This window comes from Roseovarius sp. SK2, from assembly GCF_028807495.1.
GTDB lineage: Bacteria > Pseudomonadota > Alphaproteobacteria > Rhodobacterales > Rhodobacteraceae > Roseovarius > Roseovarius confluentis.
The window spans coordinates 31,877-51,986 of the sequence record NZ_JARAMK010000005.1; the positions used below are offsets into that span (position 1 = coordinate 31,877).

Here is a 20,110-nt window from a genome sequence, read left to right on the forward strand (position 1 = left end):
GAAGTCCGAACGGGCCGTCGTTTGAGCGCAGGGCTCATTCAGGTTTTGCAAGCGTTCCGGCATCCATAGCCACGGTCATTTCATCCTCGTCCAGGCTGCCATCCGCATTGGTGTCCATTGCGGTGAACTGTTCCTCGGTCACGTCGGTGTAGACTGCGGTAAGTTCTTCGTAGCTTGCCATGCCGTCTTCGTCCGTATCGACTTCCATCATTTGTGCGAAGGCGGTTGAGGACAGAAAAACGCTTGCGACGAGCACGGGGGCAAAGTGTTTCATTTCAAAACTCCATCTAAAGGTCGGCGCGGCAACAGGGCGCGTCGGTGGCGCCACGAAAACACGGTCCGGGCATACGGTCATTGTCGAAGATCAATGGCTGGTGCGTGACATGACAAGGCGGGGGAACATTGGCGGAGTCTTGCTTGGCCAGGACAGCCATTCCCCACTATTGACGTCCGTCAATGTAATACCGTCCGCGTCCGAGCATCTTGCCGCAATGCTGCAACGGAGGGAGAACAAATCATGCCGGCAGATCACCAAATCGAACACTCGCATCGTGATGAGTTTGTGCTGGCCCCCGAGAGTATCCCGTCGACCGTCTTCTGTGATCCAGGAAGCCTGCAGCAAAGCAATGCCGCGCATACCCCTGACCCGCTGGGACCTGACCCCAAGGCTTCGGTGGAAGTCTTTGCGGATCTCGGCTTGAGTTCGTCGGAGATCGCGCAGTATTTCGGTGTTCCGGAAGGTCGGATAACTCGATTGCGGAAAGTGTTGGGGCGCAAGGCAATGCCATGTTGACGAAGACTTTGCCTGGCCATTGCGCACAGACGACCGACCAGGAACAGTGAACAGAGCCGAATGTGCGAATTTGCAGTTTAAGGCACGTAGCGGGACGGCGGCGGTGACTGTATGCGTTCGAGATATTCGGCCACGGCGAGGAGCCGGGCGGGCGTGGGTTTGACGAGGCCGTTGCCGCTGTCGAAATCCACCATCGGTCCCTCGGTCAGTTCCGCGATGACCGGCATGTCCTCGCGCGGTTCTGTTCGCTTGGTATAGCCGTCGATGATCGACATCACCTCAAGCACTGGCCACACGCCGCCCCGGCGGCTGGCGATTTTCGTGAGGTCGGCCGGGCGCGTTGACAGACGCGCGGCCATCGGCCCGGTGCCGGTGCCGTCCACTCCGTGGCAGACAGCGCAGTTCCGGGCGAAAATCGCCTGTCCGTCCTCGCGGGACACTTCCGGTTCGGGTCCCGGCATGCAGCCCGCAAGGAGCAACCCCATGGGGATCAATACGTGTTTCATCATGACTCCTTTGATTGAAGCGGTCCGGGCTGGCCGGGCATTTCATACGCCATGGCCGTCGAGCGGCCCTGACAGCAGCAGGATCACCCGCCGGCGCTTTTCCATGCGCTCCTTGGCGCGCAGGAATTTCTGCCGGGCGGCCGCGAGCTGCACCAGTGCGCGTTGGCGCCGTTCGTAGATCTGGCGCAAGCGCGATTGCGGGCTGCCCATCGTCCAGCGATAGGGCTGGCTTTCCTCGGGGAACCATGCGCGTGCGGCGCGGCGTGCCCGGACCCAGCCGAGGTCGGCCTCTATGTAGCGCCGGTAGGTCATGGCGAGGAGCCGGCGGCTCTGGTTAAGATCCCTGTCCATGCGATCGTCCTTTCTTCCTGGCTCGTATCCTGTCCGTTCGGTCGTGGCGCTACTCCGGGTCTTCGTGAAGTGCGGCGTAGCGGGCAATGATCTGCTGCTGCACGGTGTCCGGCTGTCCTTCGAGTGCGCGCTGGAGGCATTGAAGCTCGCGGCGGGTCTGGTTCAGCCGGTCGATCAGCGACAAAACCAGCGGCAGGGCGTCGGCCGATATGGACATGTCGGTCTTCAGATCGCGCAGGAGGCAGATGCGGGCGACATCGACCTCGTCGAAGCGTGGGCCGGCCATTCCTTCCATCGGTTTGACCCAACCGTTGCGCACCCAGAGGCGCAGGTCCCGGAGCGTCAGCCGCTCGACACGCGTGACAACGGTGCGTTCGTCGTAGCTCATGTCGTCGTCCTACGTAGTTTCTGGCGCGGGTCGGTCTTGACGTGTTTGCGCCACTCCTTCGCGAGATCTTCCATCCGTGTGTCGATCTTGTCGGGCAGCACGATCCTGAGGCGCACGATCTGGTCGCCCTTATCGCCCTTTGTGATCGGCAGGCCGCGTCCTTTAAGCCGTAGCCTGTCACCGGACGACGTGCCTTTGGGCACGGTCATCGCGACGGTGCCAGAGATCGTGGGCACATCGACCTTCGTGCCCAGCACGGCCTCGTCGAACGTGATCGGCAGTTCGATTTCGACGTTGTCGCCTGCGCGGGTGAAGAGCGGATGGGGCAGGATGGTGACGGTCACCAGCGCGTCGCCGGGCGGGCCGTCTCCGAAGCCAGGCCCACCCTTGCCGCGCAGGCGCAACGTTTGGCCGTCGCGGCTGCCCGCAGGGATGGTCACCTCCAGCCGGTTGCCGTCGGGCATGGTGATGCGGCGTCGCGCGCCCTTGGCGGCGTCGAGGAAATCCACGTCGAGGTGATAGTGCGCATCGGCCCCCCGGGCGTGGAATTCCTGCCGAAAGCCGCCTTGGCCGCCACGCGCCCTTTGGCCGAAAAGATCCGAGAACAGGTCGGAAAAGTCCTCGGCGCCACCCGTCCCCGGCCCGGGATCGTAACGGCGTGCGCCCTGTTGGCCGGCATATTGGTGATAGAAGTCGCGCTCTGGGCGCTCGTGACCCTTGGCGTCGATTTCCCCGGCGTCGAAGCGGCTGCGTTTCTCGGCGTTGCCGAGAATCTCGTAGGCCGCCGACACGGCCTGGAATTCGGCCTTCTTGTCGGCATCGCCCGGGTGCAGGTCCGGGTGCAGCTTTTTCGCGAGCTTGCGATAGGCCTTCTTGATCTCGTCCTGCGATGCCTTTTTGGCGACGCCAAGAACCTTATAGGGGTCGTTACTCATTTTGCGGTTTCACACTCATGCTAATCCAGTTCATCCCACGTTGCTTTTCCCGGCGATGCGCTTGACCCATTCCGTTATCTTCCCGGCGGGCATTGCGCCGGCCTGGCGTCCAGCCTCGCCACCGGCGCGAAAGGCGATCAGCAGGGGGATGCCGCGTATGCCGTAGGTGCCGCTCGCTTGCGGGTTGGCCTCGGTGTCCAGCTTGGCGAAACGGGCCTGCCCGGAAAGCGTGGCGGCGGCGCTGGCAAATTCTGGCGCCATGGATCGGCACGGGCTGCACCACGCCGCCCAGAAATCGACGATCAACGGCAGTTCATCCACGCGGGCGGCTTTGCGCAGCACTTCGAAAGAAATGTCTTTCGGTGCCTTGTCGATCAGCCTTGCGCCGCAGGTGCCGCATTTCGGTCCGGCGGAAAGCCGGTCTTCGGGAACGCGGTTGGTTTGCCCGCAGGCGAGACAGGCCAGTTTCACAGCCACTGTGCCACTCCTTTCGTTTTGACCGATTCTATGCTGCCTGTCGGGCCTTGTGATTGACACGCATCAATTGGCGGTACGCCTTCGCGGCGAGCGGTTGGAGCGCTTTGTGTCATTCGGCCTGCCGCGGGATGATCGAGACGCCGTCGCGGATGCTGTCGTTGGGGTGTAGGATCACGGTGTCGCCCGCCTGGAGCCCGGAGAGGACCTGTGCCCGGTCCGGATTCATCTTTCCGGTTTCGATCATCCGCAGGCTGGCCGCGTCATTCACGGCCACGAACACCGCCCAGTCCGCGCCGCGCCGAAAGAGTGCGCTGAGCGGGACTTGCAGGATATCCTGACCTTCCCATTCCACAACGCGCAGGTAGACGGAAAAGCCGTGGCCAAGCGCCTGGCGGTCCTCTGCAGGGGTTGCGAGATCGAACACCACGTCGACGCGCTGTTCCTCGATCCCGAGGGCGGAGACCTTGGTGTAGGCGGAGGGCTCGATCCGGGAGATGGTGGCCTCGAGCGTCTTGTCTCCGCCCCAGCGCAGAACCTCTGCCCGGTCGCCGACCTTCAGCCGGACGGCGTCGGTCGACAGAACGTCAGCCACGATTTCGAGATCTTGCGGCTGCCCGATGGTCAGCAGGCGGGTTCCGGCGGCGACGGGGCGGGCGCTGATCGTGTCGATTTCCAGCACCTGTCCGTCCACGGGTGCCGTCAGGCTCATGCAGCAAGTCTTGGCGCTGGTGGCGTCTGCGGTTGCGTCGATGAGGGCGGCGCGGGCGCGGTCGAGCGCGCTTTGTGCGCGTTCGAGGTTCGACTCGGCTGCGCGCCGGGCGGCCTGACGCGCGGCGAGGGTTTGCTCGGCCGATTCCAGCCGGGCCAGCGAGGCGACGCCGCGATCCACCAGTTCGCGCGTGCGGTTGTGTTCACTGGTGGCGAGCTGCAGCTCCTCCTCGGCCTGGCGCAGCGTGCTTTGGGCCATGTGCAGACCGGCCTCTGCCTCGCGCGTGGCAGCTTCGGCCTCGACGCGACTGCGGGCATCGAGCGGATCGGATGCGGCCGGGTCGAGAATGGCAACCACGGTTTGGCCTGCAATGACCGGGTCGCCCACGCGCACCGGCGCGCGTCGCGCATTGCCACGGATCGGCGCGGCAACTTCGTAAAGCTCGGCGATGCGGGTTTCTCCTTCAACATCCACGGTCACCTGCATCGGGCCGCGCTGCACTTCCGCCAAGTCGACTGGTACCGGGTCCGTCCGGAAGGCCAGCACGGCGAGGGCGCCAAGGGCCAGGGCGCCGACGGAAATTGCGATCACGGTACTGGGTTTCATCGCTGTCCTCATTCACGTGTTTTCATGACCTGCACGAGGTCGAGAGTATCCAGGCGGCGGCGCACGACGAGTGCGGCCGCCAGCGCCGCGGCCAGCACCACGAGGCTGGCCTGCGCAAAACCTGCTGTCTCCAGCACCAGCGGGATTTCGTAGAGATCGCTCGAGGAGCCCCTTGCCAGCGCACCGGCAATCGCCGCCCCGAAGAGCCAGCCCAACGGCTGCGCCAGCGTGGCGATCAGCATGGTTTCCCCGATCAGGATGTAGGCGACCTCGCCCCGGCTGAAGCCGAGAATGCGCAGGCTGGCGAGTTCGCGGGCCCGTTCGGAAAGCTGGATGCGGGCCGAGTTGTAGCTGACGCCTGCGGTGATCAGCACGGCGACTGTCATGTAGATCGTGGTCATGATCATCAGGTTTTCGCGGATCGTCGCCTCGAAGCCGCGTTTCGCCTTGTCGAGCAGGACCAGCGCGGAGAGTTCCGGCGTTGCCTTGAGTACCTTGTGCAGGTCCGGCAGTGCGGCCGTGTCCAGTTGCAGGTTGGCGGCGGTGATACGGGGCGCTTGCCGCAAAAGCGTGTTGAGCGCGCCGAGATCCATGTAGGCGTCGAGGCCGATATACTGCGTGACGATCCCGGCGATGCGGATCTGATGGGACTCGTTGCGTCCACCGAGGAATTCCGCCTCGAGCACGTCTCCGGGCGCGGCCTCCAACTGCCGGGCCAGACGCTCCGACAGCAGGAGGCCCTGGCTCGGGGGTTCGATCACGCCGCCGTCCTGGGCGATGATGCGGGCAAGATCGGTTCCCGGGCGGCGGGATTCGATTGCGGTTTCCTTTTCGAGATGTCCGTGGCGCAGGACGACCGACTGGTAGTGCTGCCCCTCCGCGCGCAGCACTCCGGGAAGCCGGACCACGGCGGTCAGCGCGGTTTCGGGCACGTCCGGGTCGAACAGGAGCATGGCGTTCTGCCGGTTGGCGCGGTCGAACGTGGTGTCCATCAACGCGTCGAGCGCGGCGGAAAAGAAACCGGAGGCTACCAGCACGGCCACCGCGCAGGACATGCCCAAGAGCGTGATGCCTGAGCGCAGAGGCCAGCGCAGCAGGCTGCGGGCGATCATCATCGTGGGCTGCGACAGGCGCAGCGCGGCAATGGCGTGGTCCAGCAGGCCCTGTTTGAAGCGCGGCGGGGCGGGCGGCGCCATGGCGACCGCCGGTGGCAGGCGTGCCGCGCGCAGGGCGCTGCGGGCGGCGCCGAGCGCCGCGCTGGCAATCGCGAGCAGGCCCGACAACGCATAAGCGTCCAGACTGACGTGGTAGATCAGGAAGGGGAAGTCGAAGAACCCGGCATAGAGCCGCGCGAGGCCGCGCGCCAGCCAAGTGCCCGCGCCCCAGCCGATCAGCGTGCCGCCAAGGGCGATGAGCCCTGCCAGCATGAGGTAATGCAGGCAGATGCGCACGTTCGAGTAGCCAATGGCTTTGAGAAGACCGATCTCGCTGCGTTCCAGCGCGATGATCCGACTGATGACGGCACCAACGAGAAAGGCCGATATGGCGTAGAAAATCGGCGGCAGGATCATCGCGGCGACGCGCTGTTGCTGAAGCTCGCTGTCGATGAAGCTGTTGGAGAGGTGCCGGTCGCGCCCGTAAGCACCCAGACCGCCATAGGGCTCCAGCAGGTCGTCCAGCCGGTCGATCACAGGGGCCTCCGGCGTGCCAGGACCAAGCTTGAGAGTGACGTCGTTGAAGGCGCCGTCCATGTCGAACGCCGCCGCGACAGTGCGCTCGGGCATCCAGACGATCGCGAAAGTCTCGTTGTCGGGCATCAGGGCGCCCGGGCCAATGGTGTAGATGAATTCGGGTGACAGCAATGTGCCGGTGACGGTGATTTCTCGTTTCTGGCCGTTCAGATTGGCATGAAACCTGTCGCCGGGTTCCAGCCCGTTGGCTGCCGCGAAAGGCGCGTTGACGGCGGCCTCGTCCGTCCTTTCGGGGCGGGGCAAACGGCCCGTGCGCAGGATCGGCATGTTGAGCTGCGCCTGAGTGCCGTCGGGGGGCAATGACAAAAGATAGGCGGATACGGCTTCCTGCCGTCCCGGCACGTCGAGTATGACATAATTGGACACGCGTGCCTCGGCGGAACGAACGCCGTCTATGGCCCGGATGTCCTGCATCAGAGCCCGCGGCGCACGCACCGCATGCGCAAAGACATCGGCAAAGCGGTTGCGCTCGTAATAGGCCCGGCGGGTCTCGTCCAGTGCGCCATAGGTGCCGAAGGTTGCCAGGAGGATGGCCACGCCGCAGGCCAGGACCAGCGCGATCGCCAGCGCCTGTTCCCAGAGCCGGACGAAATCGCGTAGGAGCTTGCGGTCGAGTGCGTTCATGCCGGCCTCACCACGAGATCTCTGCCGGCGCGACGCGGGTGGCGTTTTCTTCGACGCGGTCGATGCGGCCATCGAGGAACCAGATCACCCGGTGCGCCATTTTCCGTATCCCCACGTTGTGGGTGATGACCACCGTGGAGGTGCCGAGATCCTCGTTCACTTCGCGCAGGGCCTCGAGCACCTGCACGCCGGTCTGGCTGTCCAGTGCACCGGTGGGTTCGTCGCAGAGCAGCACCTCGGGTCGCTTCGCGATGGCGCGGGCGATGGCGACGCGCTGTTGCTCGCCGCCCGACATCTCGGCCGGGAAGTGATGCAGGCGGTGCGAGAGCCCGACGCGCTCCAGCGCCTCTTCGGCGCGCATGGGCGTGCGGGCGACGTCGGTGACAAGCTGGACATTCTCGCAGGCGGTCAGGCTGGCGACGAGGTTGTAGAACTGGAAAACGAATCCGACATGGGCGCGCCGGTAGAGCGTGAGCTGTTTGTCGTTCATGCCCGTAAGCTCGGTATCGCGGAACCAGACGCGGCCATCGGTGGCGTGGTCGAGCCCGCCCAGGATGTTCAGAAGCGTTGATTTGCCGCTGCCCGACGGGCCCAGCAGAACGGCGATTTCCCCGCGGTAGAGTTCGAGGTCCACGACATCGAGGGCACGCACTTGCAGCGTGCCGGTGTCGTAGACCTTCGTCAGGCCTTCGGTCCGAAAAACGCTGTCCATCGCCATCCTTTCCGCGCCGCTTCCCAAACGAGCACTTGGGCTCTCAATGAAATGGACGAGGGCGAGCGATATGCATTGATCCTGATCAAGGCTCGTTCGAAGTAGCGCGGCAAATTTCCGGGTTGGCGAAGTCGAAGAGCGGCCGCGCTGTCGTCAAATACCAATCGAGTACTTCGTAGCCGCAATATTGGTCGTCTCACACGCTCAACATCATCGTTCAATACAGCCGAGAATGTCTGGCCATCCGCATGGATAGGAAGCTGAACTCAGGCAATGTCATCGATGCCCGGGTCCGCGATGAGTTCTTGAACGGTGAAGTCTTCTACAGCCTGCGAGAAGCCCAAATCCTGATCGAAGAATGGAGGAAACACTACAACACAAAACGCCCTCGCAGTGCTCTGGGCTAACGCCCACCGGCCCCGGAAACCATCGTCCAGATGGACCCAAGGCCAGTCATGCACTAACAATCAAATTGGATCACTCAAGTGAGGCTGATCAGTAAGGCATCACCATTGTTATCCGGAAACGACAGCTGATCCATGGTGCTGGCCAAAGCTCGCACCGGCTGTGTTTCTCCCCTTTCACAATTGATCCAGGCCGCGCGCCTCGAGACTGCGGGCCATATCGTCGGAAAGACGGATCGCTCTCACCCCGAGGGGCATCATGATGCGTCCGGGCGCATGAACGAAGTGGCGCGGTCGGACGTCGCGCAGGCGGGCGGGCCAAGTGCCGGTTAACCGGGCGACGAGGAGGATGTCCTTCATGTCACGCAATAGCAGGGGCCAAATCCGAAGGGCGAACAGGAGGATGAGCCGAAGTCTGAACGGCAGTACGCGCTCAAACAGCGTCAAGAGGTGGGTCGGGGCCGTCAGCCGATGCAGCCAGAAGATCGGCATGGCCGTCAGCATGAACCGGACCGAGATCTCCAGCGCCAAGGCCCAGTCGACCCTGCCGTTCACGATCAGCATGCCGAGCAGCAGAACAGGCGCATGCCACGCCAACGGCCGCGCGTCGCGAAGCGTGGCCCTTGGCCCCGCGGTTGCGATGAATAGTACGGTTGCGAGCAAACTCAGCAGGGGCAGCCAGGTCGCCGGTGCCAGAACGCCGAACAGTGCGATGGCAAGCGCGACCATCCAGAGAAACAGTGTGCGAGTCCAGACAGTGGCAGGCCCGCGCGTATCAGACATCGATGAGTTTCCCGTTCGACATGCGAAGGTGTCGATCGGCAAAGTCCGGAACAGGACCTTGCGGATCGTGAGTAACCGCAATGACCGTCAACCCTGTACGGTGCACGATCCGTCGAAGAGCAGAGAGTATTGATGCCATAGCGCTGGCATCCAGCCCGCAAAAGGCCTCGTCCAGCAAAAGAAGGCGGGGCATCGATGCAACCGCGCAGGCCAGAACCAGCGCCTGTTTCTGGCCGTGTGACAGGTTAAGGGCAGCCTGCTCGGCGAACTGCGAGAGACCGAAGATGCGAAGGCACGTCTCGGCGCCCGGTTTCGGAATGGCGCTGGCCACTTCGATCTCGCCGCGCACGGTGCGGCCGGTCAGGTGCAGTTCAGGATCTTGCAGAACAAGCGCGGTTTCCCGGGGCAGATTGCCCGCGCCTGCCATGTCGTGCCCCAGGATGCGCCGCGTGCCCGAGAGTGCCGGCATGTCGCCGGCGACCGCGCGCAGAAGTGTGGACTTGCCGCAGCCATTTGCACCGCTGACCACGGATATCGAGCCCGGCGGCAAGACAAGATCGATGTCGCGCAGAACCGCCGCCGTGTCTTCGTAACCTGCCGTGAAGGACAGTAGCTCAACTGCAGACCCTGTTGGGGTGTCGGGGGCGTGATCGGGCCACTTTTCGCAAAAGCCGGCCACAAGATCCGGCTCGGGTCGAAGGCCTGTCTCGGCATGGAGCAGGCGGGTCCGGCCAGAAGGCAACCCGCCCACCGTTTCCAGGGCCTCTGCCGCGCTGACGACGACCGCACGGCCTTGGCCCAGCCATTCGGTGATCGCAGCGTCGAGCCGCCTCCGCCCGCTGTCGTCCAACTGTGCGTAAGGCTCGTCGAGAAAAAGCGCATCGGGTTCCAGCGCGTGCAGCGCGCCGAGAAGTGTCCGACATTTCCAGCCCATAGAAAGTGCGTCGGTTCGGGCTTTGGCGCGGTCGTCCAGCCCGAAAGTCGCGAGAGCGCGGGCCGTGCGACGGGCGATTTCCGCATCCGGCATCTGGGCTGCGACCAATGCGAAGGCGACCTCTTCCTCTACGGTCTCGCCCACGAGCTGTGTCGCGGGATTCTGCCCAAGCAGAACAGCACCGGGCCAGCGTGCCGGGTGCGCCGCGCGCCAGTCGCGCAACGCTCTGGAAAGAAGCGTCGTCTTTCCGGTCCCGGTCGGTCCCGCGACCAAGGTCAACTCGCCCGGGACCGTCAGTTCGGCCGTCAATGGTTGCGCTTCGGCCAGGGCTTTGTCTCCCATCGTCCCGGCGCGGCCTCGTGGACCATCAGAACCGGGACGCCGCCGATCAGCACGGGGCGGAACTGATCCGGCACGATCACCCGGTCTTCATCCAGCGGCGGCGGCGCATCGCGCTCCATCACGGCCAGTCGCACGCCGCACTCGGCAAGGTCTGCGACCGAGTTGTCGAGCGGCCGCTCTTCCAGCGCCGTTACCTCGATGAAGCGTCCGCACCAGCCGTGGGCGGTAAGCCCGACCGCACCGAGCGCACCGATTATGCCACCATTGTCGCCGCCCAGGCCCTCGAGGATCAGGCCTTTGCCGGTGCGGATCGCGTCGGCCTGCGTCAGCACGCGGCGCCGGCAATCGACGCCATGTTCAATTACCCGGGGTGCAACGTCCCGCACGAGGCCAAGGCAGATGCCCGGATCGCTTCCGTTGGAGGCCAGGGCGCGGACATGGTCGCGGGTCGCCTCTGCGATCTCGGGCACGAGTGACGTATCGGACACGCGCACGATGGCGCAGGCCGGGCTGTTCCAGGAGGTGTAGGGAATCTCGGGAACCATCAAGAACTGATGCCGGACCACGCCGACCATTTCGGCGCCGGTCGGAAGGACGTCCTTCAGCCGCCGCGTGATCTTGCCGGTGCCAAGTTCGGCCCCTTCGACATCCGTATCCTCGACTCCGATCAGCAAAAGGCTCGGATCGAGAGGTGAGACGTGTTTCATGATACCCCCGGTGATAGTCCGCCACGTTCAAGCCGCCGTGCCACGAGAAAGGCCAGAACCCCGCCAAGCAAACCGAACATTGCCGCGGGGATCAGTTTCAGCCCCGCCGTGGTCAGTGCCAGATTCCAATCCATGCCAATCAGAAGGTTCTGTGCCAGTTGCGCAGGTCCGCGTCCCAGACCGGCGGCAAGCCCAAGCAGGGCCGCGCCCCAGAACTGCCTTGTCAACCCGAGGGCTGCCAGCGCGTCGACCATCAGTCCTGCCATGCCGGTCTGAAGCAGGACCAGCGGCCCGGTCTTGCCCAGCCCGAGTGCCATCATGGCCAGGCCGCCCAAAACGCCCACGAACGTCGCCGAAAGCCCGCGCGGCACCAGCGTGCGTCCGAGGACAAGGCAGAACGCGAGAAAGATCGCGCTGTGTCCCGGAATGCCCAGCTTCAGGCGGAAAAAGATCTTCGTGCTTACCAGCAAAACCGTACATAGCGTGAGGAACATCGCCTCTCGCAGTCGAAAGCCGCCGATGTATCCCTTGTCCGAATGCCCTGTCATGGCCGTCACTTTCTCAGAAGCGGATGCGCCCGCCGACCTGGAAGGTCCGCCCGGCCTGCACGAACCCGTAGCTGTCTTGGTAATCCTCGTCGAAGAGGTTGCGGACACGTCCATAGATTTCGGCGTTCTGTCCCTCGAACGCGTGCGTGACTCCGAGGTCGACCAGATGGAAGTCCCCCACGTTTCGAGATTGCGTTCCATTGCGGTTGAGCGTCAGGTTGTCCAGAACCGCGAGATATTGTGCATCAATGCGGGTCCCGCCGTTGAAGCGATAGCTGCCCGACAGCACGAACTTGTGCCTCGGCCGGTTCTGCAGATCTCTGGAAGGCGCGGCAACACTGCGGTTTTCGGCATCGAGAAATGTGTAGCCGAGACCCACCGTCACGGGTTCAATCGGCGAGGCGCGATAGTCGATTTCCAGCCCGCGCATCCGTAGCTTCTCGACGTTCTCGGACAGACCGCTCGGGCCGCGCTCGATATAGTCCTTGGCGTCGGTCTGAAAGAGGCTTGCGGACAGTGTCGCGTTCCAAAAGGCGAAGCTTCGGTCGATGCCGACCTCGTAATGCAGCGTCCGCTCCGGATCGAGGTTCGGGTTTCCACGATCCGCGGCGAAAAGGTCCCGCAAAGTCGGGAATCGGATTTCTCGGGCATGCTGGGCGCGAAGCGTGGTTTGGCTGTCGAGATCGTAGGTCGCAGCGATGCGGTAATAGGTGTCCCCATCTGTTTGGCCGTTCCTAGTTTGCTGAGCATAGCCGAGCCCGGCAACCAGGCCGAGCGGATCGACGGGGCGAAATTCGTATTCGATACCGGCGCTCAGTATTTCGGCAGAAGCGTTTGTGTTAATGGGCTGCTGCGTTACACCGCCTCCGCCGCCTCCGCCGCCTCCGCCGCCTCCGCCGCCTCCGCCGCCTCCGCCGCCTCCGCCGCCGGAGACTCGTTCAATCCCGCTGGCGGACCAATCCTGATGCTCATAGCCAAGCATGCCCGAAAGTTGACCTGCGCCGTTGAGGTCGGAGGTCACGAGCAACTGGCTTCCCCAGATCGTGCTGGTCGCGTCTTCGGTGAAAGACCCCGCGGCAGTTTGCGTGTCGAAGCCGGCGTCGTCGTAGCTCTTCGTGAATTCCTGCTCTTCTGAATAATAGAGGCGCGGCGTGAAGGTGAGAGTTCCGACCTGGTGCGTTCCGACGATCTGAAAGCCGCGTACCGAGTAATTCTCGACACGCTCGAACCGCGTACGACTTGCGAAATCGTCGACCGCACGGTCATAGATCGAAGGCGGCTTGCCGTATTCACCTTCGGAATAGGTCGCACTGAACCCGATTGATGTGTCACTGTTGAGCCGGTAGACGCCACTTGCCAAAAGCTTGGTCTCTTCTCGGTCACTGTTGATCCGGTCGCCATTCGGTTGAACCGGTGTCGCGGTGAAATCGTCCGAAAGCGGGTAGTCGTCGCGCCCGCTCCACGTTCCGCTGAAGCGAAGGTTGCCACGATCCGAGCCGTAAGCGATGGAGCCTTCAACCTGGTTTGTGCCCCCGGTGCCCGTCGCGACGCCGAAACTGCCGGAAAGGCCTGTGCCACCGTCCTTGGTGATCAGGTTCACGACGCCTGCGGATGCGCCTGGACCATACAGCACGGACGATGCCCCGCGGGTGATTTCGATCCTGTCCACGCCGCCGAGGGCGAAACGGTCAGGATCGAATTGCCCATCGATACTGGAACGTACCGGCACACCATCGACGAGAAGCAGGACCTGGCGGGTGCGAAGACCGCGAATATCGATGCGGCGCGTCCCGTCGCCGCCAAACCGCACGTTGATGCCGTTGGCAAGATCGAGCGCCTCGCCGAGCGTACGTGCGCCCTGCCGCTCGAACTCTTCGGAAGTTATGACCTGCTTCGTCGATGCAGCCTCGCTGATCGGGCCGGCCCCACCCGCAGGTGGCAAAACGATCTCGGGAAGCTCGAACGGCTCCTCTTGGGCCGATGCAAATGTCCCGACAGCGGCGACCGCCAGTGAGATCACCCAAGCTGATGTTTTCCTGATCCCGTTCCCCATTTACGCATTCCCCCGTCCCGAGATTTTGCAATTTTTACATTTAACTGCATTATTTCCGAATCTCTTGTGATAGAAAACAACATGAATGTCGAGCAAGTGAACAGCGCATCGATGTTCCGAACCGAGGTTGTCAGGCGCTGAATTGGAAACCGCTGCGTCTGAGACCCCCATTTCCGACGGTCTCAATGCTCAGATCCTATTCGCCACTACGGTTCCTGAAGCATCGGATGACTCCTGCGAGTGCGGGAAAGGGAGAGCCGGCTGCGCGTTCACGCGAGATTTGCTTGAGCAAATTTGTAGAGCTAACTTGGGTCGTATGAGACATTACTGTCCCCTCTCTTGCTGAACATCGAGGATCTGGTGTCGTTCCGATCTGGTCGGAAACCGGCCGAGTAGGGTAAGTTGAGACGGTTCCGAAATCGGCCAGACAGTTCGTACCTGGTGGGGCTCTGGTTCGGACGTGACGCGGGCGGCGTATGTTGCTACCCGGTAACAAGCGATCTTGGAATATCCAGGGAAACGGAGGAAAACCTCCGGGAATCACTTGAAAACCCTGCGAGTGGCTGCAAATTGAGGTATTAGCCAAGGATATGAAATCAAAGGTAAAATACGCATCCCGGCTTGCCGTGGCACCCATGATGGACTGGACCGATCGGCACTGCCGGTTCCTGCATCGGCAACTGTCGCGGAACGCCCTGCTTTATACCGAGATGGTGACCGCGCCGGCATTGGTGCGCGGTGGGGCGTTGCATCTTTTGGACCATGCGCCCGAGGAACATCCCGTGGCTTTGCAGTTGGGCGGATCGGCGCCCGGCGAATTGGCCGAGGCGGCGCGGCTGGGGGCCGTGGCGGGATATGACGAAATAAACCTCAACGTGGGCTGCCCCAGCGACCGGGTGCAGTCGGGGACCTTCGGTGCGGTGCTGATGAAGCAGCCTGACCTGGTAGCCGATTGCTGCGCCGCGATGATCGGCGCGGTGGACACCGAGGTAACGGTAAAATGCCGGATCGGCGTGGATGAACAGGTGGCCGAGACGGTTTTGCCCGACTTTCTGACGCGGGTCAGCGCGGCGGGTGTGCGGCGCTTTACAATCCATGCGCGAAAGGCTTGGTTGCAAGGGCTAAGCCCCAAGGAAAACAGGGATATTCCGCCCTTGGACTACGCTTTGGTGGCACGCATGAAAGAGCAGTTTCCGCGGCTTCACATCTCGCTCAACGGCGGGGTGGAGACGCTGGACGAAGCCGTGGGCCACCTGGAGGCCGGGTTAGACGGCGTGATGCTGGGGCGCGCGGCATACCATCGGCCCGTGGAGGTTTTGGGGGCGGCGGATCGGCGGGTCTTTGGCGACCAAGGCCCGGATCGAACGGGGGAGGATGCTGTGCATGCCATGCTGCCCTACATCGAAAACCATTTAATTTCAGGGGGTAAGCTGCACCAGGTGACGCGGCACATGCTCGGGCTCTTCGCCGGGCAGCCGGGGGCGCGGGCGTGGCGGCGGGTGCTGTCGGAAAACGCCACCAAACCGGGGGCCGGAACGGCGCTGGTGGAGGAGGCGCTGGCGCAGGTGACGGGGATCGCGGCGTGACGGATTTCCTTGAGAAAGGATGGGCGCGGTTCGGGTTTGATCCTTCCGTGGCGGCCTGGGCTGAGGCGGCGTTTTCCATTGCGAAAGAGAGGGTTAAGGCGCCCGAGGAACAGCGCTGGTTGTATTGCGACGGCACGTGGTTCGTGGGGGTCGATACGCTGCCGAACGCGCCCGACGGGACCGTGGGCGAGGCCGGCCCGCTGACGGGGGACGCATGGGAGGCTGTATCGGAGCTTTATGGCCGCCTGCCGCTGCATCGGGGGCAGGTGTCGGTCATGTATCCGGGCTATCCCAGGCCCAAGGACGGCGAGGGGGAAGCGGCCTTTGGCTACAGGCTGCGGCGGGACGCGGCGCATGTGGACGGGTTGCTCTTGGAAGGGCCGGACAGGCGGCGGTTTCTGAAGGAGCGGCACGCCTATATCCTGGGGTTGCCGTTGACGGAATGCGGGGCCGGGGCCAGCCCGTTAAGTGTCTGGGAAGGCAGTCATAAAGTGATGCGCACGGCCTTTTCTGAGGCATTGCAAGGCGTGCCGCCCGAGGCGTGGGGCAGGGTCGACCTGACGGATATCTACAAGGCCGCGCGTCGCGAGGTTTTCGACACCTGCGAGAGGGTTCTGCTGCCGGCGAAACCGGGGGAGGCCTATGTCGTTCACCGGCTGGCCTTGCATGGCGTGGCACCGTGGGAGGATGGCGCCGAGGCACCGGACGAGGGGCGGATGATCGTCTATTTCAGGCCCGAATGGCCGATCCTGGGGGATCAGTGGCTGACCGCGCCCTGAGAACTGGGCGACTCGAAGGTTAACACAGGGAAAACTGCAAAAAGCGTGTCGGTATCGCGTCGGTATCTCAGTGGTATCGCGACGGTGGCATGGGCCGAAAGGTGAAATGAACAGAGCGTTCGGTGCGTTTGCCGGGGCGCAGTCGTTGCGGCGGTATCCTGACGAGTTGCTTTGGGTGTGACGCCGGAGCGGGGCGCGGAATTTTGCAAAATTCCGGACCGAAAAATTGCAATTTTTCGGTGCGCTGAGGGGGACCGTCCGTGTGGCCCTTTCAGCCGCGCTTCAGCCGGGCGGCGCGGCCGCCACGGCGCTTGGTCAGGGTGGCGGCGCGGTCGGGCAGGTCGGCCATGACTTCGCGGCGTTCGTCGGGCGTCATCTTGGACCAGCGGCCGATCTCGTCGATGGTGCGATAACACCCCGTGCAGATCCGCGCCTCGGGATGAACGACGCAGATGCGCACGCAGGGGCTCTCGATCTCGTTGCGGTTCCAGACGGGGTTGTCGTTCATGTCTCGGCTTTCAGGTGGCGGATTCGGTCCAGCGCTCCTTGCAGGATATACGCGGCGGCGACGGCGTCGATCACCTCTGCGCGACGCTTTCGGGTCAAATCGGCCTCGATCAGTGCTCTTTCTGCCGCAACGGTGGACAGGCGCTCGTCCCAGAAGCCGATGGGCAGATCGGTGCGCGCCGCGAGGTTTCGGGCGAAAGCGCGGGTGGATTGGCAGCGCGGACCCTCGGAGCCGTCCATGTTGCGGGGCAGGCCGAGGATTACCCCGGCGGCGTTGCGGTCGGTGGCGATGGCCAGCAAACGATCAGCATCGGCGGTGAACTTGGTGCGCTTGATGGTCTCGACCGGGTTGGCGGATGAGAGGAGCGCGTCGGAGGCGGCGACGCCGATTGTCTTTGTGCCGAGGTCGAGGCCGAGAAGGGCGCGAAAGCCGGGCAGGGCGGCGGCGAAGGCGGCGAAATCCTCGACGATCATTCGGAGAAGCCGGCCTGCTTGGCGGCGTTGGTGATGGTGTCGATCACAGTGGGGTCGTCGAAGCGGTCCTGGGCGCGGGCGATGAGGTCGCGCACCGCATCGAAATCGCCCAAGACGGCGTAGGCGTTTGACAAGCGCACCCATTCGTCCGGGGTGCCGCCGGTTTCGTCGATGCGGGTGGCGAGGCGGTCGACCATGCCGCGGATCATGGCGGCGCGGTCCTGCGCGCTCATGTCGCCGGCGGCGTCGATGTCGCCCTGCGAGGGGCCGGGGGCGGCGTTTTCGGCGGGCGGCTCATAGCGGTTTATGCCGGCGCGCCAGGCCAGTTCCTCGATCCGGGGGCGGATGAGGGCGGTCCAGGGGGCATCTGCCGTACTTTCGCGCAAGAGGGTGTCCCAGGTGCGGAAGGCGATGTCCGGGCGATCGACCTGGATCATGTAGAGACCCATGTAGTAGCGCGCGCGCGGCTCTTTCGGGTTGCGGGCGAGGGCGGCGCGGATGGCCTCGGCGGCCTGGGCCGAGACGTAGCCGCCGGCGGCGGAGATCATCATGTCCGAGAGTTCCGCGTAGTCGGCGGCGGTGGCTGCGTCGCCCTTGAGCTCGATCACGCGCGTCTTGGCCTTGGCGGCGGCCGAGAGATTGCCGAGCGCGGCTTCGTTCCGCGCGAGCAGGACGTAGCCCTGGAGCTCGTCGGGGCGACTCTCGACGGCCTCGCGCAAGCGGTCCATCAGTTCGAGATATTGCGGATCGACCTCGCCCATGTCGGGGGTGACGGGCTGAGACGCCTCGAAACGGGCCTCGGCCTCGTCCTGCGGCAGGCGGTTGGCGCGGGCCGCTTCCGAGGCGGCGAGGCGTGCCGTGCGGGGCAGGTCGGTCTGACCGGGTGCGCCCATCTGCGCGTAGAGCAAGCCGGCGCCGCCGACGAGGCCGAGAAGGGCCAGCGAGGCGAACAGTTTACCCGGAAGCGCAGGTTGCGCGCCGGCCTGGCCGGTGGCCTGAAGCTGGGCATCGGCGGCGAGGATGCGGCGGGAGACCTCGGCGCGGGTGCGCTCGGCGTCCTCGGGGGTGATGACGCCGCGGGCGAGGTCGCGGTCGACCTCTTTCAGCTGGTCGCGATAGACCTGCAGGTCATAGGCGGCGGGCGGCGCGTCGCCCACGCGGCCACGCATCAGCACCTGCCCCAGGATGGCGGCGCAGATCAGGCCCAAGGCGATGGCGAGCACCCAGAATGTCATGTGATCTCCCTGTCTTCGGGGGTGATTTAACGATTGGGCGGGCAAACCGAAAGGGGCAAGTGGTCGCCCTTGGTGTCGCAGGGGCGGATCGGCGGCGGCATGTCGCAAATCAGGCCATTCGTGCCGCATGAGGTGTCGGCGTCAACGCCACATTGTTTCATACCGGGGCAATGACGCGGCGCGGGGGCGAATCCCCCGGGCCGGACCCTATCCATGCCATGAGCGAGACCCGCCTGATGAAACGTTATTCCGCCTTTGCCGTCGCGAAAGAAGCGCTGAAATATCACATGGGATGGGAGCGGGCCTGGGCCTCGCCGGAGCCCAAGAAGAAATACGACGCGATCATCATCGGCGCGGGCGGGCACGGCCTGGCGACGGCCTATTACCTGGGCAAGAACCATGGGATCCGGAACGTGGCGATCCTTGAGAAAGGCTGGCTGGGCGGGGGCAACACGGGCCGGAACACGACGATCATCCGCTCGAACTATCTGCAGGATGCGTCGGCCGCGATGTACGAGAAATCGCGCAGCCTCTATGAGACGCTGAGCCAGGATTTGAACTACAACATCATGTTCAGCCCGCGCGGCGTGATCATGCTGGCGCAGACCCAGCACGAGGTGCGGGGCTACGAGCGGACGGCGCATGCCAACGCATTGCAGGGGGTGAAGACCGAGTTCATCAGCCCCAGCCGCGTGAAAGAGCTGTGCCCGATCATCAACCTGGAGGGCCCGCGGTACCCTGTGCTGGGCGGGCTGTGGCAGGCGCGCGGCGGCACGGCGCGGCACGACGCGGTGGCCTGGGGCTATGCGCGGGCGTGTTCGGCCATGGGCATGGATGTGATCCAGAAATGCGAAGTCAACGGCATCCGCACCGAGGGCGGCAAGGTCACGGGGGTGAGCACCAACAAGGGTGACATCGCCTGCGACAAGCTGGGCATCGTGGTGGCGGGGCATTCGGGGCACCTGGCCGACATGGCCGGGTTCCGCCTGCCGATCGAATCCGTGGCGCTGCAGGCGCTGGTCAGCGAGCCGATCAAGCCCTGCATGGACGTGGTGGTGATGGCCAACACGGTGCACGGCTACATGAGCCAGTCGGACAAGGGCGAGATGGTGATCGGCGGCGGCGCGGACAATTACAACAACTACACGCAGCGGGGCAGTTTCCACCATATCGAGGAAACAGTGCGCGCTCTGATCGAGACCTTCCCGATGATTTCGCGGCTAAAGATGCTGCGGCAGTGGGGCGGGATCGTGGACATGACCGGGGACCGGTCGCCCATCCTGTCGAAGACGCCGGTGGACAACGTGTTCATCAACTGCGGCTGGGGCACCGGCGGGTTCAAGGCGATCCCGGGCTCGGGCTGGGGTTTTGCCGAGCTTATGGCGAAGGGATATTCGCCGCTGACCGACGAGTTCGGGCTGGACCGGTTCTACGAGGGTCGCTTCATCGACGAGAGCGTCGCCGCCGGGGTTGCGCACTGATGGGGAACCGCCTTGGCATATCGGGCGTTGGGGTGTCGGAATCCAAAAGGAACGGAGAACCGACATGTCCGATCATAACAACAATCATACCCCGCCGCCGCAGCAATCGGGCGGTGGAGGCGGCGGCGCAACCATGGCTTTCATCGTGGGCGGTCTTGTCGTGGCCGTGGGTCTCATCGCTTGGGTCATGTTCGGTGACAGCGGTGGCGGGGACACGGCCGGCGGGGGAGAATCGTCCGACGTCAACGTGTCGGTCGAGACCTCGGACGGGGCGGCCGATGATGTCGCTGACGCCGCGGAAGACACGGCTGACGCTGTCGAAGGCGCTGCGGACGACGTCGAAGGCGCTGCCCAAGACGTGGAAGACGCTGCCGAAAACGTCGAAGGCGAAACCCAGCAATAACGGTCGCGGGGCCGTAACCGGC

At 64.1% G+C, this 20,110-nt stretch carries 22 protein-coding genes and 1 pseudogene; 6 read left to right on the top strand and 17 right to left on the bottom strand.

Going from position 1 to position 20,110, the window contains the following annotated elements:
* Positions 1-34 precede the first annotated feature (34 nt).
* A complete protein-coding gene (locus tag PVV74_RS11190) occupies positions 35-274 on the bottom strand; it encodes a hypothetical protein (RefSeq protein WP_103764058.1) in 240 nt (79 codons plus the stop codon).
* Between the two features lie 243 nt (positions 275-517).
* Here PVV74_RS11190 and PVV74_RS11195 point away from each other — a divergent pair, with 243 nt between their 5' ends.
* Positions 518-793, top strand: coding sequence for a hypothetical protein (locus PVV74_RS11195; protein WP_146050048.1), 276 nt, complete (start codon positions 518-520; stop codon positions 791-793).
* A gap of 77 nt (positions 794-870) precedes the next feature.
* On the opposite strand, the gene PVV74_RS11200 is transcribed toward PVV74_RS11195, so the two are convergent.
* The 8 genes from PVV74_RS11200 to PVV74_RS11235 all read right to left on the bottom strand — a co-directional run bounded on the left by PVV74_RS11200 (position 871) and on the right by PVV74_RS11235 (position 7,852).
* Entirely contained in the window at positions 871-1,299 is a 429-nt protein-coding gene (locus PVV74_RS11200) for a c-type cytochrome (RefSeq protein WP_274593242.1), read from the bottom strand.
* Positions 1,300-1,341: 42 nt separating this feature from the next.
* Positions 1,342-1,650, bottom strand: a complete 309-nt coding sequence (locus PVV74_RS11205; RefSeq protein ID WP_274593243.1) for a hypothetical protein — start codon at positions 1,648-1,650, stop codon at positions 1,342-1,344.
* A gap of 49 nt (positions 1,651-1,699) precedes the next feature.
* Positions 1,700-2,038, bottom strand: coding sequence for a chaperone modulator CbpM (locus PVV74_RS11210; RefSeq protein WP_274593244.1), 339 nt, complete (start codon positions 2,036-2,038; stop codon positions 1,700-1,702).
* Positions 2,035-2,973 carry a J domain-containing protein gene (locus PVV74_RS11215; RefSeq protein ID WP_274593245.1) on the bottom strand — a complete coding sequence of 313 codons (939 nt, stop codon included), beginning with the start codon at positions 2,971-2,973 and terminating at the stop codon, positions 2,035-2,037. Before PVV74_RS11215 ends, PVV74_RS11210 begins: the two co-directional genes overlap by 4 nt.
* Positions 2,974-3,003: 30 nt before the next feature.
* Positions 3,004-3,444, bottom strand: a complete 441-nt coding sequence (trxC, locus tag PVV74_RS11220; RefSeq protein ID WP_103764054.1) for a thioredoxin TrxC — start codon at positions 3,442-3,444, stop codon at positions 3,004-3,006.
* Between the two features lie 115 nt (positions 3,445-3,559).
* Positions 3,560-4,765: an efflux RND transporter periplasmic adaptor subunit gene (locus PVV74_RS11225; protein WP_274593246.1), complete on the bottom strand. Its 1,206-nt coding sequence runs from the start codon at positions 4,763-4,765 to the stop codon at positions 3,560-3,562.
* Positions 4,766-4,773: 8 nt separating this feature from the next.
* Positions 4,774-7,140, bottom strand: a complete 2,367-nt coding sequence (locus PVV74_RS11230) for an ABC transporter permease (protein WP_274593247.1) — start codon at positions 7,138-7,140, stop codon at positions 4,774-4,776.
* A gap of 7 nt (positions 7,141-7,147) precedes the next feature.
* Positions 7,148-7,852, bottom strand: a complete 705-nt coding sequence (locus tag PVV74_RS11235; RefSeq protein WP_425061833.1) for an ABC transporter ATP-binding protein — start codon at positions 7,850-7,852, stop codon at positions 7,148-7,150.
* A 203-nt stretch (positions 7,853-8,055) separates the two neighbouring features.
* On the opposite strand from PVV74_RS11235, the pseudogene PVV74_RS11240 reads away from it, so the two are divergent.
* Positions 8,056-8,259 (top strand): annotated as a pseudogene (locus PVV74_RS11240) (integrase core domain-containing protein); the annotation flags it as partial.
* 174 nt (positions 8,260-8,433) lie between these two features.
* Here the strand turns inward: PVV74_RS11240 and PVV74_RS11245 are convergent.
* The 5 genes from PVV74_RS11245 to PVV74_RS11265 are packed head-to-tail and all read right to left on the bottom strand — an operon-like array spanning position 8,434 to position 13,623.
* Positions 8,434-9,039: an energy-coupling factor transporter transmembrane component T gene (locus PVV74_RS11245; protein WP_274593249.1), complete on the bottom strand. Its 606-nt coding sequence runs from the start codon at positions 9,037-9,039 to the stop codon at positions 8,434-8,436.
* Complete coding sequence (locus PVV74_RS11250) at positions 9,032-10,315, bottom strand: ATP-binding cassette domain-containing protein (protein ID WP_274593250.1); 1,284 nt, start codon at positions 10,313-10,315, stop codon at positions 9,032-9,034. The genes PVV74_RS11245 and PVV74_RS11250 overlap by 8 nt, the downstream gene beginning before the upstream one ends.
* On the bottom strand, positions 10,279-11,022 hold the full coding sequence (locus PVV74_RS11255; RefSeq protein WP_274593251.1) for a hypothetical protein: 744 nt from the start codon (positions 11,020-11,022) through the stop codon (positions 10,279-10,281). Before PVV74_RS11255 ends, PVV74_RS11250 begins: the two co-directional genes overlap by 37 nt.
* Positions 11,019-11,570 carry a hypothetical protein gene (locus PVV74_RS11260; protein ID WP_103764047.1) on the bottom strand — a complete coding sequence of 184 codons (552 nt, stop codon included), beginning with the start codon at positions 11,568-11,570 and terminating at the stop codon, positions 11,019-11,021. The genes PVV74_RS11255 and PVV74_RS11260 overlap by 4 nt, the downstream gene beginning before the upstream one ends.
* Positions 11,571-11,583: 13 nt before the next feature.
* The gene (locus tag PVV74_RS11265) at positions 11,584-13,623 is read right to left on the bottom strand and encodes a TonB-dependent receptor plug domain-containing protein (RefSeq protein WP_274593252.1); all 2,040 of its coding nucleotides are present in this window, start codon (positions 13,621-13,623) and stop codon (positions 11,584-11,586) included.
* Positions 13,624-14,213: 590 nt separating this feature from the next.
* On the opposite strand from PVV74_RS11265, the gene dusA reads away from it, so the two are divergent.
* Positions 14,214-15,209 carry a tRNA dihydrouridine(20/20a) synthase DusA gene (gene dusA, locus PVV74_RS11270; protein ID WP_274593253.1) on the top strand — a complete coding sequence of 332 codons (996 nt, stop codon included), beginning with the start codon at positions 14,214-14,216 and terminating at the stop codon, positions 15,207-15,209.
* Complete coding sequence (locus PVV74_RS11275; protein ID WP_274593254.1) at positions 15,206-15,988, top strand: hypothetical protein; 783 nt, start codon at positions 15,206-15,208, stop codon at positions 15,986-15,988. The genes dusA and PVV74_RS11275 overlap by 4 nt, the downstream gene beginning before the upstream one ends.
* A gap of 271 nt (positions 15,989-16,259) precedes the next feature.
* Here PVV74_RS11275 and PVV74_RS11280 read toward each other — a convergent pair whose 3' ends face one another.
* From PVV74_RS11280 to ccmI, 3 genes are read right to left on the bottom strand one after another with little or no spacing between them, the layout of a single operon-like run.
* Complete coding sequence (locus PVV74_RS11280) at positions 16,260-16,496, bottom strand: DUF1289 domain-containing protein (protein WP_103764043.1); 237 nt, start codon at positions 16,494-16,496, stop codon at positions 16,260-16,262.
* Positions 16,493-16,969, bottom strand: a complete 477-nt coding sequence (gene ruvX, locus PVV74_RS11285) for a Holliday junction resolvase RuvX (RefSeq protein WP_103764042.1) — start codon at positions 16,967-16,969, stop codon at positions 16,493-16,495. Before ruvX ends, PVV74_RS11280 begins: the two co-directional genes overlap by 4 nt.
* Positions 16,966-18,204 (bottom strand): c-type cytochrome biogenesis protein CcmI, encoded by a 1,239-nt coding sequence (gene ccmI, locus PVV74_RS11290; protein ID WP_274593255.1) that lies wholly within the window; start codon positions 18,202-18,204, stop codon positions 16,966-16,968. Before ccmI ends, ruvX begins: the two co-directional genes overlap by 4 nt.
* A 236-nt stretch (positions 18,205-18,440) precedes the next feature.
* Between ccmI and PVV74_RS11295 the strand changes: the two genes are divergently transcribed.
* Together PVV74_RS11295 and PVV74_RS11300 are read left to right on the top strand one after the other, a co-directional pair.
* On the top strand, positions 18,441-19,685 hold the full coding sequence (locus tag PVV74_RS11295) for a sarcosine oxidase subunit beta family protein (RefSeq protein ID WP_103764102.1): 1,245 nt from the start codon (positions 18,441-18,443) through the stop codon (positions 19,683-19,685).
* Positions 19,686-19,749: 64 nt separating this feature from the next.
* Entirely contained in the window at positions 19,750-20,088 is a 339-nt protein-coding gene (locus PVV74_RS11300) for a hypothetical protein (RefSeq protein ID WP_274593256.1), read from the top strand.
* The last annotated feature ends 22 nt before the right edge of the window (positions 20,089-20,110 follow it).

Coding starts and splice junctions, on each gene's coding strand:
- PVV74_RS11190 (WP_103764058.1), bottom strand. CDS start 274: ATGAAACACTTTGCCCCCGTGCTCGTCGCAAGCGTTTTTCTGTCCTCA.
- PVV74_RS11195 (WP_146050048.1), top strand. CDS start 518: ATGCCGGCAGATCACCAAATCGAACACTCGCATCGTGATGAGTTTGTG.
- PVV74_RS11200 (WP_274593242.1), bottom strand. CDS start 1,299: ATGAAACACGTATTGATCCCCATGGGGTTGCTCCTTGCGGGCTGCATG.
- PVV74_RS11205 (WP_274593243.1), bottom strand. CDS start 1,650: ATGGACAGGGATCTTAACCAGAGCCGCCGGCTCCTCGCCATGACCTAC.
- PVV74_RS11210 (WP_274593244.1), bottom strand. CDS start 2,038: ATGAGCTACGACGAACGCACCGTTGTCACGCGTGTCGAGCGGCTGACG.
- PVV74_RS11215 (WP_274593245.1), bottom strand. CDS start 2,973: ATGAGTAACGACCCCTATAAGGTTCTTGGCGTCGCCAAAAAGGCATCG.
- PVV74_RS11225 (WP_274593246.1), bottom strand. CDS start 4,765: ATGAAACCCAGTACCGTGATCGCAATTTCCGTCGGCGCCCTGGCCCTT.
- PVV74_RS11230 (WP_274593247.1), bottom strand. CDS start 7,140: ATGAACGCACTCGACCGCAAGCTCCTACGCGATTTCGTCCGGCTCTGG.
- PVV74_RS11235 (WP_425061833.1), bottom strand. CDS start 7,852: ATGGACAGCGTTTTTCGGACCGAAGGCCTGACGAAGGTCTACGACACC.
- PVV74_RS11245 (WP_274593249.1), bottom strand. CDS start 9,039: ATGTCTGATACGCGCGGGCCTGCCACTGTCTGGACTCGCACACTGTTT.
- PVV74_RS11250 (WP_274593250.1), bottom strand. CDS start 10,315: ATGGGAGACAAAGCCCTGGCCGAAGCGCAACCATTGACGGCCGAACTG.
- PVV74_RS11255 (WP_274593251.1), bottom strand. CDS start 11,022: ATGAAACACGTCTCACCTCTCGATCCGAGCCTTTTGCTGATCGGAGTC.
- PVV74_RS11260 (WP_103764047.1), bottom strand. CDS start 11,570: ATGACAGGGCATTCGGACAAGGGATACATCGGCGGCTTTCGACTGCGA.
- PVV74_RS11265 (WP_274593252.1), bottom strand. CDS start 13,623: ATGGGGAACGGGATCAGGAAAACATCAGCTTGGGTGATCTCACTGGCG.
- dusA (WP_274593253.1), top strand. CDS start 14,214: ATGAAATCAAAGGTAAAATACGCATCCCGGCTTGCCGTGGCACCCATG.
- PVV74_RS11280 (WP_103764043.1), bottom strand. CDS start 16,496: ATGAACGACAACCCCGTCTGGAACCGCAACGAGATCGAGAGCCCCTGC.
- ruvX (WP_103764042.1), bottom strand. CDS start 16,969: ATGATCGTCGAGGATTTCGCCGCCTTCGCCGCCGCCCTGCCCGGCTTT.
- ccmI (WP_274593255.1), bottom strand. CDS start 18,204: ATGACATTCTGGGTGCTCGCCATCGCCTTGGGCCTGATCTGCGCCGCC.
- PVV74_RS11295 (WP_103764102.1), top strand. CDS start 18,441: ATGAAACGTTATTCCGCCTTTGCCGTCGCGAAAGAAGCGCTGAAATAT.
- PVV74_RS11300 (WP_274593256.1), top strand. CDS start 19,750: ATGTCCGATCATAACAACAATCATACCCCGCCGCCGCAGCAATCGGGC.